Raw genomic sequence first — 14,724 nt, 5'->3', positions numbered from 1 at the left:
GGACGGCGCCGCTAGAGCCCGAGTTCCTCCAGGACCGGCAGCTTCTCCCGGACCCAGGCCCGCGCTTCCGTGGCGCTGGGAGCGGACAGTGCCAGCTTGGCCAGCTGCTGGGCTTCCTCGAGTGTGACGGTCTTCAGCACTGCTGCCACGGCAGCAAGGGAGCGGGCCGTCATGGACAGGGTGCTTACGCCCAGGCCGGTAAGGACGACGGCGAGGGCAGGGTCGGCAGCCGCCTCACCGCACACGCCCACGGGTTTGTTGTTCCCTTCCGCGCGGGATCCTTCAACGGTCAGGCCCACGAGGCGCAGGACGGCCGGCTGCCAGGGCGTGTTGAGGTTGGCGAGCGGGCCGAGCTGGCGGTCTGCGGCCATGGCGTACTGGGTGAGGTCATTGGTGCCCAGGCTGGCGAAGGCAACTTCGCGAAGGATGGCCTCGGCGGTCAGGGCGGCGGAGGGGACCTCCACCATCACGCCGGGGGTCTTGATGCCGGCGTCCGCGCACATCGCGGCAAACCGGGCGGCCTCTTCCGCCGTCGAAATCATGGGGGCCATGACCCAGACGTCCGCGTCGGACTGCTTCTCCGCAAGTGCGATCGCCTCCAGCTGGCGGTCCAGGACACCGGGGGTGGTGAAGTCCGTGCGGTAGCCGCGGACACCCAGGGCAGGATTCGGCTCGGTGGAGTCGGTCAGGAACGGGAGCGGCTTGTCGGCCCCGGCGTCGAGGGTGCGCAGGACCACCTTCTTTCCCGGGAAGGCGTCAAATACGCTCTTGTAGGCCGCGGCCTGCTCTTCGACGCTGGGTTCGGTGTCGCGCTCCAGGAAGCAGAACTCGGTGCGGAAGAGGCCTACGCCCTGGGCGCCCAGCTTGGCGGCCGCCTCGGCATCCTTGCCGCCGCCCACGTTGGCGAGCAGCGGCACCAGGTGGCCGTCCGCCGTCGCGCCCGTGCCGCTGAACTCGGCCAGCAGGGAAGCCGTGGCCGCCCACGCCTCCGCTGCTGCGCGCAGGGATTCGTCCGGTTCGGAGGTGATGTTGCCGGCGGCGCCGTCCACATAGACTTCGGTGCCGTCGGGGAGCTCATCAACACCCACGGCGGCAACAACGGCGGGGAGGCCGAGGGACCGGGCGATGATGGCCGTGTGGGACTGCGGGCCGCCGCCTGCGGTGACGAGCGCGAGGACCTTGTTCGGGTCAAGGGTGGCGGTGTCCGCCGGGGCCAGGTCCTCCGCCACCAGGACGAACGGGGTGCTGGATGCCGGGATGCCGGGTGCCGGCACGCCCCGAAGCTCGGCGACAATCCGGGCACGGACATCAAGGACGTCGGTGGCGCGTTCTGCCATGTAGCCGCCCAGGTTGTGGAGCATTTCGGAGACCGACGAGCCGGACTCCCAGATGGCGCGTTCGGCGGACGTGCCGCGGGCAACCAGCTTGGCGGCCCCCTTGATCAGCATGGTGTCCTTGGCCATCAGGGCGGTTGCTTCGAGGACGGCTTTGCCGTCACCGGTGGCGTGGGCTGCACGGTGCTTCAGTTCATCGTGCACGGCCTGGGATGCCGCCTTCAGGGCTGCGGTTGCTTCCTCCGCGGTGGTCCCTGCCGCCAGCTGCTCGCCGGCAGGAGGTTCGCTGATGGGTTTGGGCATCTGCCGGACGGTGCCGATGACGCGGCCTGGGCTGACGCCTACTCCTGGGAAGTTCTGCACTGAAGGTCCTCATTCTCTGCCGGTTGCCAGGCCCGCCGATACGTCCGGCGCCATGCCGGTCCGCCGTTGGACTGCTTACGTCCGGAGGCGGGAAACGTGCCTGAAAAAAATTGTATGTGATTCAGTTCATATAGCAATGCTATAGGTGCTAGGGTAGCGGTTATGAGTTTGGATGGCCAGCTTCCCCCCAAAATGCGACTGCTCCGTGCTGCCGCGGAGCTGCTGGCAAACTCGGGGGGTGCTCCCGTGTCCACGCGCCAGATCACGCAGCTGGCGGGGGTTACAGCACCCACCCTGTACCACCACTTCGGTGACAAGGAAGGTCTGTTTGACGCCGTCGTCACCGCAGGGTTTGAAGAATATGTAGCGGGCGAAAGGGACTTCGCCCCCTCCGGGCAGCCGCTTGAGGACATCCGGAGAATGTGGGACAACCACGTGCAGTTCGGGCTGAAACAGCCGGAACTGTACTTGGTCATGTTCGGCAACATCCGACCGGAAAGCCGCCCGGCAATCGTCGCAGATGCCGAGGCGCTCATGGAGGAGATGCTGAACAAGGCAGCGGCGGCAGGCCAGTTGAACGTCCAGCCCAGGGAAGCGGCCAGGTCAATCCTGGCGGCCAACGTGGGGGTGACGCTGATGCTGATTGCGGAGCCCGCCTCCGAACGGAACCTCGAACTGTCCACCATGACCCGGGACGCCATGATCTTTGCGGTGTCAGCCGAGCCCGCCAGCGGCCCGGCCCCGGGCGGCGCCGGGAAATCCTCGGTAGTGGTGGCAGCGATCGCCCTGAACGCCGCACTTCAGGCCTCGCACTCTGACCAGCTTTCAAGCTCGGAACTCAAGCTTTTCCTCGAATGGCTCCACCGCATCTCCACCAGCCCGGCCGGCTGAATCCAGGCCGGCACTACGTCGTCGTAAGTATCGGACCATCCTGCGGAGCAGCAGGAATGACGGTTAGGAAATCACATGGCAACAGAGACAGTTGCAAAGCCCCGCACCAGCGCGCGCGTGCACGTCCAAAAGTTCGGGACCTTCCTGTCCGGAATGATCATGCCCAACATCGGCGCTTTCATTGCCTGGGGCCTTATCACCGCCCTGTTCATTGAAAAGGGCTGGCTGCCCGTGCCCCAGCTGGGCGGTTTTGGCGAGACGGGCGGAAAGCCGAACACCGGCCTCGTCGGGCCGATGATCACCTACCTGCTGCCCCTGCTGATTGCGTACACCGGCGGCCGGATGGTCTACGACGTCCGCGGCGGCGTGGTGGGCGCCATCGGCACCATGGGCGTGATTGTGGGTGCCGGCATCCCCATGTTCATCGGGGCCATGATCATGGGCCCGCTGGGCGGCTGGACCATGAAGAAGATCGACTCGATCTGGGACGGCAAGATCCGTCCCGGCTTTGAGATGCTGGTCAACAACTTCTCGGCCGGCATCTGGGGCGCCCTGCTGGCCATGCTTGGCTTCTACGGCATCGCCCCCCTGGTTTCGGCGTTCAGCACAGGCGCCGGAAACGTGGTCCAGTTCCTGGTGGACAACGGCCTGCTGCCGCTCACCAGCATCTTCATCGAACCCGCCAAGGTGCTGTTCCTCAACAACGCCATCAACCACGGCGTGCTCACCCCGCTGGGCGTCCAGCAGTCGCTGGAGCAGGGCAAGTCCATCCTGTTCCTGCTCGAAGCCAACCCGGGCCCCGGCCTGGGCATCCTGCTCGCCTACATGTTCTTTGGCCGGGGAGCCGCAAAGGCTTCCGCCCCGGGTGCAGCCATCATCCACTTCCTGGGCGGCATCCACGAAATCTACTTCCCGTACGTCCTGATGCGCCCGCTGCTGATCCTTGCTGCGATCGCAGGCGGCATGACGGGCATCGCCACGCTGGCCATCACCGGTTCGGGACTGGTGGCGCCGGCCGCCCCCGGTTCCATCTTTGCCGTGCTCGCCCAGACCTCCCGCGACAGCTACCTAGGAGTGATTCTCGCGGTCCTGCTGGCCACGACGGCCTCCTTCCTGGTGGCCTCCATCATCATGAAGACCACCAAGCACAGCGACGAAGTGGACCTCAGTGACGCCACCTCAAAGATGGAACAGATGAAGGGCAAGAAGAGCTCAGTAGCCTCCACCCTGACCGGCGCCGGTGCGGCTGCCGGCGCGGGCGGTGTGGCCGTCCTGGCCGGTCCGGTGCGCAACATCGTGTTCGCGTGCGACGCCGGCATGGGCTCCAGTGCCATGGGCGCCTCGGTGCTGCGGAACAAGATCAAGGCGGCCGGGTTCCCGGACGTCAAGGTCACCAACGCGGCCATCGCCAACCTTCGCGACGACTACGACGTCGTGATCACCCACCAGGACCTGACCGAACGCGCCAAGCCGGCCACGTCCAGTGCCGTCCACTACTCGGTGGACAACTTCATGAGCAGCCCGCGCTACGACGAGATCGTGGAACTGGTGCGGGAGAGCAACACCGAGGGCGGGCAGGCGGGCGGTGCCGACGCAGCCGAGGCTCCGGTGGCAGCAGCCCCCGGTGCCGGCACCCATGAGATCCTGGCCCGCGAGAGCGTGGTGCTGGAGGGATCGGCCACCACGCGCGACGCCGCCATCGACGAGGCCGGCCGGCTCCTGCTGGACCGGGGTGCCGTGGACGAGGGTTACATCGCAGCCATGCACGAGCGGGAGCAGTCTGTGTCCACGTACATGGGCAGCTTCCTGGCCATCCCGCACGGCACCAATGCCGCCAAGGACCACATCCGGAAGTCTGCGGTGTCCGTGATCCGCTACCCGGAGGGCATCGACTGGAACGGCAAGCAGGTCAAGTTCGTCGTCGGCGTCGCAGGAGTCAACAACGAACACCTGCACATCCTGTCCTCCATCGCAAAGGTCTTCACCAACAAGGAACAGGTTGCCCGGCTTGAGGCTGCCACCTCCGTGGATGAAGTCCTGGAGCTCTTCGGAAAGGTCAACGCATAGTGAAGGCTGTACATTTCGGAGCTGGAAACATCGGCCGCGGCTTTGTTGGGCTGCTCCTGCACGACGCCGGCTACGAGGTGGTGTTCGCGGACGTTGCCGAGGAACTCATCAACCAGCTCGCTGCAGCGGACAGCTACGCCGTACACGAGGTGGGGGAAAACCCTGCAGTGCGGACAGTCACCAATTTCCGGGCGCTGAACTCCACCACGCAGGAAGCGGAGCTCGTCGCGGAAATCGCGACGGCGGACATCGTCACCACCGCAGTGGGCCCGCACATCCTGAAGTTCGTGGCACCCGTCATTGCCAGGGGCATCGTGGCACGGGAACCCGGCCTTCCGCCGCTGCAGGTGATGGCGTGTGAAAACGCCATCAACGCCACGGACATCCTTGCCAAGGAGGTGGCCTCCCAGCCGGGGGCCGCCGCCGGGGCGCTGGACGGGAAAGCCGTGTTCGCCAACACCGCCGTGGACCGGATCGTGCCCAACCAGGAACCCGGGCAGGGCCTGGACGTCACCGTGGAGACCTTTTACGAATGGGTCATCGACCGCTCCGCCTTCGGTGATTCCGCACCGGTGATCCCGGGGGCCACCTTTGTGGATGACCTCTCGCCGTACATCGAGCGGAAGCTGTTCACCGTCAACACCGGCCACGCCTCGGCCGCCTACTTCGGGTTCGAGGCGGGCCTGGAGAAGATCTCCGACGCCATGGCTGACCAGGACGTGGCCGAGGATGTCCGGGCAGTGCTGGAGGAAACCAAACAGCTCCTGGTCAGCAAGCACGGCTTCAGCAACGACGAGCAGGAAGCCTACGTCCAGAAGATCCTGGTCCGGTTCTCCAACCCCTACCTGCCGGACACCGTCCACCGGGTGGGCCGTGCCCCGCTGCGGAAGCTGAGCCGGCACGAACGGTTCATCGGCCCCGCGGCCGAACTCGCGGAACGTGGCATTGTGCCCGAGGCGCTCCTGGGCGCCATCGCGGCGGCACTGCGCTTCAATGATCCCGCCGACGCCGAAGCGACGGAACTCGAGGGGATCCTGGCGTCCTCCAGCCCGGCGGAGGCCACCGCCCGCATTACCGGCCTGGAACCGGACCATCCGCTGTTCAACGCCGTGGCAACGCTGGTGGAAGAGCGGCAGGCAGAGGCGGCCAGCGCCCCGGCCTGAACGCTCTCGCACTTCCTGCGGCTTTTTCGCCAACCCTCTCGCAGATAACGCGGGTTTTCCCCAACCCTCCTGCAATCACGACGCCGGCACTCACCCGAGTGCCGGCGTCGTGATTTGTCATGTCCCCACGTGTGGAATGCTGGTCCGGTGATTCGCAACCCAGGTGCCCAGCCCTTCCTGTTGACCGCCGGCGTCGACGGCGGGACCTTCCGCCTCCGCCCCGCCGCACCCGCAGACCTTCCGGCCATTGTGCAGCTGCTCGCGGATGACTCGCTGGGCGCAGGGCGGGAGCGCCGGGAAGACATGGCGCCTTATGAGCGCGCCATGGAAGCGATCGACGCCGACCCCTGCCACCTGCTGGTCGTGGGGGAGTTCGTGCCGGACGGCGCAGCGGACGGTCCCCTGGTGGCCACCTTCCAGCTGAGTTTCCTCCCGGGTATGTCGCGGCAGGGCGCCTGGCGCTCGCAGATCGAGGGCGTGCGGGTGGCCGCGGGCCTCCGTGGCAAAGGGCTCGGGAACCTGATGGTGCGGTGGGCCATCGATGAATCCCGGCGCCGCGGCTGCACACTCATGCAACTGACCACCCACAAGACGCGGACAGGGGCACACCGGTTCTACGAGCGCCTCGGCTTTGAAGCCTCCCATGAAGGCATGAAGCTTCCGCTCTGATCGCTGCGCACCCGCAAACGGACAATGCACCCGGGCGTTCCGGGGTGCAATGCCCGTTGAAGGGTGCAGAACGGGGGCGGGCGCTAGGCCTTCTTCGAGCCCTTGGCCACGAACAGGGTCTCCGCCTGCTCCAGGGACATGCCGTTGGTCTCCGGCACCTTGAACATGACAAAGAAGAACGACGCCGCGGCGAACAGCGCGTACATGGCATACGTCAGCGGCAGCGAGCCGGCGGCCATCACGGGGAAGCTGAGCGTGATCACAAAGTTCGCCACCCACTGCGCGGCCGCAGCCAGGCCAAGGGCGCGGGCACGGATCCTGGACGGGAAGATCTCGCCCAGGAGCACCCACACCAGCGGTCCCCAGGACGCGCCGAAGCTCACCACAAAAACATTCGCAGCCACCAGGGCCACCGGACCCCACGCGCCGGGCAGGGAAATCTCGGAACCGGAGCCCACGGCGGTGGAGAAGGCAAGGGCCATGGCGCCCAGTGATACGGCCATGCCCACGGAACCGGCCAGCAGGATGGGCCGGCGGCCGATGCGGTCCACCAGGGCAATGGCCACCAGGGTGACGAGGATGTTGGTGACGGACGTGGCCACCGAGATGGCCAGGGAGTCCTTCTCCTCGAAGCCCACGGCCTTCCACAGGGTGGTGGAGTAGTAGAAAATCACGTTGATGCCCACGAACTGCTGCAAAACAGACAGGACGATGCCCACCCATACCACTGCCTGCAGGCCAAAGGTCCTGCCGCGCAGGGAGCCCTTCTGGCCCGCCAGCTTGTCCTCCTCGATGGCGTCCTGGATCTCCCGGATGTGCCGGTCTGTGTCCTCTGCCGGAGCAATCGAATCAAAGACCGCACGCGCTTCATCCTCCTTGCCCAGGAACACCAGGAAGCGCGGGGACTCGGGAAGGGTGAAGGCTACCCAGCCGTACACCACGGCGGGCAGGGCTGCGGCCAGGAACATCCAGCGCCAGGCCTCGATCCCCAGCCAGTAGGGCTGGTCCGCGCCGCCGGCGCTGGTGGCCAGGAGCGCATCGGACAGCAGCGCTGCGAAGATACCCGTGGTGATGGCCAGTTGCTGCAGCGAGGCCAGCCGGCCCCTGACGTGCCGCGGGGAGATCTCCGAGATGTAGGCGGGGGCGATCACCGAAGCCAGGCCGATTCCGAGCCCGCCCACCAGGCGCCAGAAGATCAGGTCCCAGACGCCGAAGGCAAAGCCGGTGCCCAGCGCGCTGACCAGGAAGAGCAGCGCACCAAGCTTCATGGCGGGGATGCGCCCGTAGTGGTCCGCTACCTTGCCCGCAAGGAACGCGCCGGCAGCGCACCCCAGCAGGGCGATGGCAACCGCGAAGCCGGTCACGGCCTCGGACAGTGCGAACTCGTCCTTCATGGCATCCACCGCGCCGTTGACCACCGACGAATCGAAGCCGAACAGGAATCCGCCCACCGCCCCTGCGAGCGCCAGCCAGATCACCCGCTGCGGTATCCGTGCGGTTGTCTGCTCCTGTGCAGTGGGCATGGTTCTCCCTTGGTCTGGGTTTAGGTGGATGCGGTGCGGACGTCGTCGGCTGCGGTACCGGCCGAGACGGCCGGCGCACACGCGCTACACAGTGTGGCACGTCACCGCCCGCGGTTCCACTTACGGACTGACGCCCTTCGAAACAGAAGACGACGACGGCGGTGCGCGCCGCCGTCGTCGTCCCCTGTTTGGCGCGGGTCAGCTTAGTGGACCGCCGCGGGCTCCTGCGGGGCGGCCAACTGGTCCGTGAGCTTCTTGTCGGGCAGGGCGAAGCTGATGAGGAACGCGACGCCGGTGAGCACCGCCGCGGTGAGCATCACTGCGTCGATGGCGTAGGCGAAGCCCTCCGTGATGGGACGGGTCAGCGTGCTGTTGGCGGTGTGGAGCCAGCTGGTGTCGTTGAGGGACTCGTTGGACGCGCCGTTCCGGAAGAATTCGTACAGCTTGGCGTTGGCGGGGTCGGCTGCGACGGACGGGTCGCGGAGCACTGCCTGGTAGTCCGGGCTCTCCATGGCGGCCCGCATGCTGTCCGCGATCCGGCTCGCCGCCAGGCTGAACAGCATGGAGATGAACACGGCAGTGCCCACCGCGCCGCCCATGGAGCGGAAAAACGCCGCTGAGGAGGTGCCCACGCCCATGTCGCGGCGCGGCACGGACACCTGCATGGCCAGGGTGAGCGGCTGCATGCAGAAGCCCAGGCCCATGCCGAAGAACACCGCGATCACGCCGGGAACCCACAGTCCGGTGTCCACCCCGAGGGACAGTCCCATGACCGTGGCGGCAGCGGTGAGGATGGCCGTGCCCAGGATGGGGAAGATCCGGTAGGTCCCGGACGAGGAGATGGTGCGCCCGGCCGTGATGGACCCGGTGAGGATGCCCACGGTGAAGGTGATCATCATCAGGCCGGCCTCGGTGGGGGTGAGGCCCTTCACCAGCTGCAGGTACATCGGCAGCATGGCGATGGCGCCGAACATGCCGATGCCGATGATGAAGTTCAGCAGCGAGGACAGGCCAAACGTGGCATTCCGGAAGAGCCGCAGGGGAATCAGGGCGTAGTCGCCGGCACGCTTTTCGGCCAGCAGGAACCAGGCAATGCCCACCACGCCCAAGCCGTAGCAAAGGAAGGAGTTGAAGGAAGCCCAACCCCAGCTGCGGCCCTGCTCCGCCACCAGCAGCAGCGGCACGATGGCCAGGGTGATGGCCGCCGCGCCCCAGTAGTCGATCTTCTGCTTCACGTGCTTGGCCGGCAGGTGAAGGAAGAGGAAGACCACTGCCAGCGCTGCCAGGCCGATGGGCAGGTTGATGAAGAACACCCAGCGCCAGCCGTCGAACCCCAGGATGGTGGCGGAACCGGCGAACGCGCCGCCCACCACGGGGCCGAGCACGGAGGAGATGCCGAACACGGACATGAAGTAGCCCTGGTACTTGGCACGGTCCTTGAGGGACACGATGTCGCCGATGATGGTCAGCGCGAGGGCCAGCAGGCCGCCGGCGCCCAGGCCTTGGATACCCCGGGCAATGGCGAGCTCCGTCATGGAGTGGACCGAACCGGCGTACAGGGAACCGGCCAGGAAGATGATGATGGCGGTCAGGTACAGCGGGCGGCGGCCGAAGATGTCGCTCAGCTTGCCGTACAGCGGGGTGCTGACCGTGGAGGTGATGAGGTAGGCGGTGGTGGCCCAGGCCTGGAGCGAGAGCCCGTCCAGGTCGTTGGCGATGGTGTAGATGGACGTGGACACGATGGTCTGGTCCAGCGACGCCAGGAACATGCCCAGCATCAGGCCCACCATCACGGTGACAATCTGGCGCTGCGTCAGGGTTTCTCCGGCGGCGCGCGCGGCGGGGGTTTTGGACATGGCTGCTCCAGGGGTAAGGAAGAGGATCAAGCATTGATAGTTGCTTTCAGTAACTATCTTACGCCGGGTCCTATTCCTGGCAGCCGAAAAAACTTCCTTCGCCCGGGACGCTACCGTTCCACCAAAATGCCGTCAGGGTCGCACCAGATCATGGCGCCGGTCCGGATCGTCACGTCGCCGATCTTCACATCCACGTCAACTTCGCCGGCTCCTGCCTTGGCGCTCTTGCGGGGGTTGCTGCCCAGGGCCTTTACGCCGAGGTCCAGCCGGGCGATCGCTTCCCGGTCACGGATTGCCCCGTTGATGACGACGCCGGCCCAGCCGTTCGCCACCGCGCTTTCTGCGATCATGTCCCCCATCAGGGCCGTGCCCAGCGAGCCGCCGCCGTCCACCACCAGCACGCTGCCGTTGCCCGGCGTGGCCAACGTGGATTTCACCAGCGCGTTGTCCTGGAAGCAGCGGATGGTCCGCGCCCGGCCGCTGAAGTGCGAGCGGCCGCCCAGGGACTGGAACTGCAACGAAATCGATGCCAGTTCGTCGCCGCGTTCGTCGTAGAGGTCTGCGGTGTTGATGGCGGTGCCCTCCGCGGGCGTGGACGCTGCACTCATGTGGTTCTCTCCCTGATCCTCGGTGAAGCTTGTGGCGCCGTTCCGGTGTAAGGCACGGCCGCACGCTTACGCCCACGATAGTCTGATTCCGTCGCCTGTCAGCCGTCCCCGGGGAGCACGTCATGAGCCTGTCCGATACTCCCGCGCCGCTGGATCAGGGCGCAGGGACGCAGAGTACGACGGCGGCGCTCGCCGAGCCAACCCAAAAGGTCACCGCGCGCTGGGTCGCAGGGCTGGTGCTGGTCAACGTCGGTATCAACGCCGCATTCTTCGGCCCCATTAACGTCTTCATCGGGCAGCAGGCCATCAGCATCGATGCGCCCAGCAAGGAAGCCATCCTTTCCCTGGTCACTGCCTGCGGCGCTGCGGTATCCCTGGTGGCCAATCCGCTCTTCGGCGCGTTGTCGGACCGGACCACGTCGCGGTTCGGCCGCCGTTCACCGTGGATCCTGGCCGGTGCCGTGCTGGCTGCCGCCGCGCTCCTGGCCATGTCCGGAGCCCCCACCGTGGCGCTGATGGTGATCTTTTGGTGCCTGGTACAGCTCGGCGCCAACGCCGCGTACGCCGCCATCACCGCCGCTGTGCCGGACCGCGTGCCGGTCACGCAGCGCGGCGGAGTGGGCGGTCTGGCCGCCATGGGCCAGACGCTGGGAATCCTGACCGGCGCCGTCTTCGGAGCTGTTGTGGCCGGCAACTTCATGGTGGGCTACTGGCTGTGCGCTGTGGCACTGCTGCTGTCCGTGCTTCCCTACCTGTTCCACCGGAACGATCCCGCGCTGCCACGGGGGGAGCACCCGGAGTTTCGGCTGCGGCAATTCCTCCGGGGCTTCTGGATCAGCCCGCGGCTGTATCCGGATTTCGCGTGGGCCTGGCTGACCCGCTTCCTGGTGAACGTGGGGAACCAGCTGACCATCGTCTACCTGCTCTTCTTCCTTCGCGACATCATCAGGCACGAGGACCCTGCGGCGGGAGTGCTGGTCCTCACCGGCATCTATGCCGCGATGGTGATAATCACCGCGGTTGTGGCCGGGCCTTGGAGCGACAGGGTTGGCCGGCGCAAGCCGTTCGTCATAGGTTCCTCAGCCGTCATCGCCATGGCCGGCATGATCCTGGCCTTCTTTCCAGTGTGGCCCGGAGCGCTGGTGGGCGCGGCTGTCTTGGGAATTGGCTTCGGAGCGTACCTTGCGGTGGACTTCGCGCTGCTGACCCAGGTCCTGCCCCAAGCGGCCCACCGCGGCAAGGACATGGGAGTCATCAATGTGGCCGCCTCGCTGCCCCAGGTGGTGGCACCGGCGCTGGCGTTCGTGGCGGTACGGTATGCCGGCGGTTACGTCTCGCTGTTCATCACTGCAACCGTCATCGGGCTGCTCGGGGCCGTTTTTGTAGTGAAGATCAAGAGCGTCCGCTGACGCTCTGACGGGCCGGAAGTAAGGCACCTGACTGATTAGGGCATATTGGTGTGCCGTATAGTTGAACCGGATTGCAGGCGGTCCGGCATGGGGAGGACCGCACCATAGGAACACAACCCCGGAATGCTGATGCCCGAGATTCTTCCAGACCATCCGCCCATGGCCCCCAGGCCCACCGCACCGCGCCAGCGGTTCCGCTACGCCAAGATCCTGGAAGCTGCAGGAGGCTTCGCGCGCAAGGGCCTGGACTCGGTTGACCTTCCTGAGGTGGCCGCCAAGGCCGATGTCCCGCTCGGCACGCTTTACCGCTACTTCCCTTCCCCCACCCACCTGATGCTCGCCCTGTACCGCCACCAGCTGGAGGAACTCCAAGGGCCGGCCGGGACCAGCGCCGCCCGTTTCCGCGGCCGGGCGCTCGCCGGGCTGGTGATGGAGATCTTCCACATGCGCGTCATGCAGCCGGCTGTGGAGCAGTGCCTGACCCGCGGCGTCTACCTCCCGGACAGGGACACCACCGGCCTCCTCCGTGAGATCGATGCCTTGGGGGAGAAGGCACTGACTGCGGCGTGCGGTGATGCCACGGCCGCCCGGGTGCTGCTGCTGACTGTCACTGGTCTGGTCCAGTCCGTGCGAAACCGGCGGCTGTCCCTCTTCGAGGCCGAGGAAGACCTCAAAAAAGCCTGTGCACGCCTGTCCGGAACCGGCCAGCCCGGCTACACACTCCACCAAAGCGCGTAACAGGTCTAGACCAATCCGCCATTAAATCAGCCATATTGGCGTGGCGTACCTCACAAAAAGCCGTGCTAAAACGTTGTGGCACTGGGGTCGTGCCGTCAAATCGGATCGGCGGCCCTTTTGTGCCGCCTACCATGGTTCAAACGGAGCAGCAGGGACCATCCCCCAAGCTCCCACGGACCCGCCACCCCTTGGGTTTCCTGCCGCACCATCGCCACTGCCTCGAGCCGTTCCGGACTTGAGCCCCACGTGCCGTGCGCCCACGGCCAGCACCAGGAGACAACGACGTGTCCATTGACGCATTTGCAGCCACTGACAATTCCGCAGCCACCGCCCTGAGCGAAGCCGAGATCTTCGACGCCCACCAGGGCGGCAAGCTCTCCATTGCCAGCACCGTTCCGCTGTCCAACAAACGCGATCTTTCCATCGCCTACACGCCGGGAGTGGCCGAGGTCAGCCGCGCCATCCACGCCAAGCCCGAGCTCGCCCGCACCCTCACCTGGGCCCAGCGCCTGGTGGTGGTAGTCAGTGACGGCACTGCCGTCCTGGGCCTGGGCAACATCGGGGCCAGCGCTTCCCTGCCGGTCATGGAGGGCAAGTCCGCCCTGTTCAAGACCTTCGGCGACCTCGACTCGATCCCCCTGGTCCTCAACACCACCGATGTGGACGAAATCGTGGAGACCCTGGTCCGCCTGCGCCCCAGCTTCGGAGCCGTCAACCTCGAGGACATCTCCGCGCCCCGCTGCTTCGAGCTGGAAGAGAAGCTCATCGAGGCCCTGGACTGCCCCGTCATGCACGACGACCAGCACGGCACCGCCGTCGTCGCCCTTGCTGCCCTGACCAACGCCGCCAAAGTCACCGGCCGCGCCCTGGAGGGCCTGCGCGTTGTGGTTTCCGGTGCGGGGGCAGCCGGCATCGCCGTCGCCGAAATCCTGCTCGCAGCCGGGATCACGGACGTCGTCCTGCTCGACTCCCGGGGCGTCATCAACAGTGGCCGCGCCGACCTCGCCGCGGACACGGCCAGCAAGAAGGCTGACATCGCGGCCCGCAGCAATCCCCGCGGGGTGGAAGGCGGCCCGGCCGAGGCCCTCGCCGGCGCGGACGTGTTCATCGGCGTCTCCTCCTCCAAGCTGGACGAGGAACACCTGAAGCTCATGAACCAGGACGCCATCGTCTTCGCGCTCTCCAACCCGGACCCCGAAGTCCTGCCCGAGGTGGCAGCCAAGTACGCTGCCGTCGTCGCCACCGGCCGCAGCGACTTCCCCAACCAGATCAACAACGTGCTTGCCTTCCCGGGCATCTTCCGCGGCGCCCTGGATGCCGGCGCCCGGCGCATCACCCCCGCCATGAAGCTGGCCGCGGCGTACGCCATCGCCGAGCTCGCGGCGGAGGACCTGTCGGCCGACTACATCGTGCCCAGCCCGCTGGACCCGCGCGTTGCCCCGGCGGTCACGGCCGCCGTCGCAGCTGCGGTGGAAGCGGAGTAGCAACCCTTCCGCTGGCAGACCTACCCTTAGTGGAATGTACGACGGCGGTGCCTCCCCTGCGCGGGACGCACCGCCGTCGAGGGTTGACAGGGCGCCAACCATAGACTGGAGTCCATGACCTCCGAAACTGTCGTGACCATCCTGTGCGGCCTGGCTATCCTCGTAGGCGTGGCGGGGACAGTCATTCCGGTGCTTCCGGGCAGCATCCTGATTGGCGCAAGCCTGCTGGCGTGGGCAATCTGGGGCGGCGCCGGCACCGCGGGCTGGGTGGTGTTCGCGATTGCCATGATGTTCGTGGTGGCGGGCATGGCTGCCAGCGCTGTCCTTACCGGCAGGAAACTGAAGGAACATTCCATCCCCAGCCGAAGCATCGTGGCCGCGCTCGTGGCCGGCGTGGCGGGAATGTTCATCATCCCCGTGGTGGGACTCTTCGTGGGCTTCGCCGCCGGACTCCTGCTCAGCGAATTCGCCCGCACCCGGAACGTGGGTTCCGCCGCGACCTCCAGCTGGGCAGCCCTCAAGGCCACCGGCCTGGGCATGCTCGCCGAGTTCGGCCTGGCATGCCTGGCGGGCAGCACCTGGGTGATCGGCGTGTGGATCGCTGCCGCAACCGGCTGAG

At 66.6% G+C, this 14,724-nt stretch carries 12 protein-coding genes; 8 read left to right on the top strand and 4 right to left on the bottom strand.

The genetic code is table 11. The features are described from left to right. Positions 1–11 precede the first annotated feature (11 nt). Positions 12–1,697 carry a phosphoenolpyruvate--protein phosphotransferase gene (ptsP, locus tag SMD14_RS19520; RefSeq protein ID WP_321214746.1) on the bottom strand — a complete coding sequence of 562 codons (1,686 nt, stop codon included), beginning with the start codon at positions 1,695–1,697 and terminating at the stop codon, positions 12–14. Between the two features lie 162 nt (positions 1,698–1,859). On the opposite strand from ptsP, the gene SMD14_RS19515 reads away from it, so the two are divergent. From SMD14_RS19515 to SMD14_RS19500, 4 genes are all read left to right on the top strand, one after another. Continuing rightward, positions 1,860–2,588, top strand: a complete 729-nt coding sequence (locus tag SMD14_RS19515) for a TetR/AcrR family transcriptional regulator (protein WP_321214745.1) — start codon at positions 1,860–1,862, stop codon at positions 2,586–2,588. A 75-nt stretch (positions 2,589–2,663) separates the two neighbouring features. Further along, positions 2,664–4,655 (top strand): PTS mannitol transporter subunit IICBA, encoded by a 1,992-nt coding sequence (locus tag SMD14_RS19510; RefSeq protein ID WP_321214744.1) that lies wholly within the window; start codon positions 2,664–2,666, stop codon positions 4,653–4,655. After that, on the top strand, positions 4,655–5,818 hold the full coding sequence (locus tag SMD14_RS19505; protein ID WP_321214743.1) for a mannitol-1-phosphate 5-dehydrogenase: 1,164 nt from the start codon (positions 4,655–4,657) through the stop codon (positions 5,816–5,818). Before SMD14_RS19510 ends, SMD14_RS19505 begins: the two co-directional genes overlap by 1 nt. Before the next feature lie 177 nt (positions 5,819–5,995). Beyond that, positions 5,996–6,487, top strand: coding sequence for a GNAT family N-acetyltransferase (locus SMD14_RS19500; protein ID WP_321216316.1), 492 nt, complete (start codon positions 5,996–5,998; stop codon positions 6,485–6,487). A gap of 83 nt (positions 6,488–6,570) precedes the next feature. On the opposite strand, the gene SMD14_RS19495 is transcribed toward SMD14_RS19500, so the two are convergent. From SMD14_RS19495 to rraA, 3 genes are all read right to left on the bottom strand, one after another. Beyond that, positions 6,571–8,010, bottom strand: coding sequence for a sugar porter family MFS transporter (locus SMD14_RS19495; RefSeq protein WP_157240339.1), 1,440 nt, complete (start codon positions 8,008–8,010; stop codon positions 6,571–6,573). Between the two features lie 203 nt (positions 8,011–8,213). Then, positions 8,214–9,866 carry an MDR family MFS transporter gene (locus SMD14_RS19490; RefSeq protein ID WP_321214742.1) on the bottom strand — a complete coding sequence of 551 codons (1,653 nt, stop codon included), beginning with the start codon at positions 9,864–9,866 and terminating at the stop codon, positions 8,214–8,216. A 110-nt stretch (positions 9,867–9,976) separates the two neighbouring features. Continuing rightward, the gene (gene rraA / locus SMD14_RS19485) at positions 9,977–10,474 is read right to left on the bottom strand and encodes a ribonuclease E activity regulator RraA (protein WP_321214741.1); all 498 of its coding nucleotides are present in this window, start codon (positions 10,472–10,474) and stop codon (positions 9,977–9,979) included. Between the two features lie 122 nt (positions 10,475–10,596). Here rraA and SMD14_RS19480 point away from each other — a divergent pair, with 122 nt between their 5' ends. The 4 genes from SMD14_RS19480 (at position 10,597) to SMD14_RS19465 (ending at position 14,723) form a co-directional block, all read left to right on the top strand. Beyond that, positions 10,597–11,883, top strand: coding sequence for an MFS transporter (locus tag SMD14_RS19480; protein ID WP_157240345.1), 1,287 nt, complete (start codon positions 10,597–10,599; stop codon positions 11,881–11,883). A 129-nt stretch (positions 11,884–12,012) separates the two neighbouring features. Beyond that, complete coding sequence (locus SMD14_RS19475) at positions 12,013–12,621, top strand: TetR/AcrR family transcriptional regulator (RefSeq protein ID WP_157240347.1); 609 nt, start codon at positions 12,013–12,015, stop codon at positions 12,619–12,621. A gap of 284 nt (positions 12,622–12,905) precedes the next feature. After that, on the top strand, positions 12,906–14,105 hold the full coding sequence (locus SMD14_RS19470) for an NADP-dependent malic enzyme (RefSeq protein WP_321214740.1): 1,200 nt from the start codon (positions 12,906–12,908) through the stop codon (positions 14,103–14,105). A 114-nt stretch (positions 14,106–14,219) separates the two neighbouring features. Further along, positions 14,220–14,723 (top strand): DUF456 domain-containing protein, encoded by a 504-nt coding sequence (locus tag SMD14_RS19465; RefSeq protein ID WP_321214739.1) that lies wholly within the window; start codon positions 14,220–14,222, stop codon positions 14,721–14,723. Position 14,724 lies beyond the last annotated feature (1 nt).

This window comes from Pseudarthrobacter oxydans (assembly GCF_034258515.1).
Classification (GTDB): domain Bacteria; phylum Actinomycetota; class Actinomycetes; order Actinomycetales; family Micrococcaceae; genus Arthrobacter.
Note: the sequence above shows the minus strand (reverse complement) of the source record. Positions and strands in the feature narration are given on the sequence as shown.

Bases quoted from the DNA above. Each gene is read 5' to 3' on its own strand.
- SMD14_RS19515 (WP_321214745.1), top strand. From the start codon at position 1,860: ATGAGTTTGGATGGCCAGCTTCCCCCCAAAATGCGACTGCTCCGTGCT.
- SMD14_RS19510 (WP_321214744.1), top strand. From the start codon at position 2,664: ATGGCAACAGAGACAGTTGCAAAGCCCCGCACCAGCGCGCGCGTGCAC.
- SMD14_RS19495 (WP_157240339.1), bottom strand. From the start codon at position 8,010: ATGCCCACTGCACAGGAGCAGACAACCGCACGGATACCGCAGCGGGTG.
- SMD14_RS19490 (WP_321214742.1), bottom strand. From the start codon at position 9,866: ATGTCCAAAACCCCCGCCGCGCGCGCCGCCGGAGAAACCCTGACGCAG.
- rraA (WP_321214741.1), bottom strand. From the start codon at position 10,474: ATGAGTGCAGCGTCCACGCCCGCGGAGGGCACCGCCATCAACACCGCA.
- SMD14_RS19480 (WP_157240345.1), top strand. From the start codon at position 10,597: ATGAGCCTGTCCGATACTCCCGCGCCGCTGGATCAGGGCGCAGGGACG.
- SMD14_RS19475 (WP_157240347.1), top strand. From the start codon at position 12,013: ATGCCCGAGATTCTTCCAGACCATCCGCCCATGGCCCCCAGGCCCACC.
- SMD14_RS19465 (WP_321214739.1), top strand. From the start codon at position 14,220: ATGACCTCCGAAACTGTCGTGACCATCCTGTGCGGCCTGGCTATCCTC.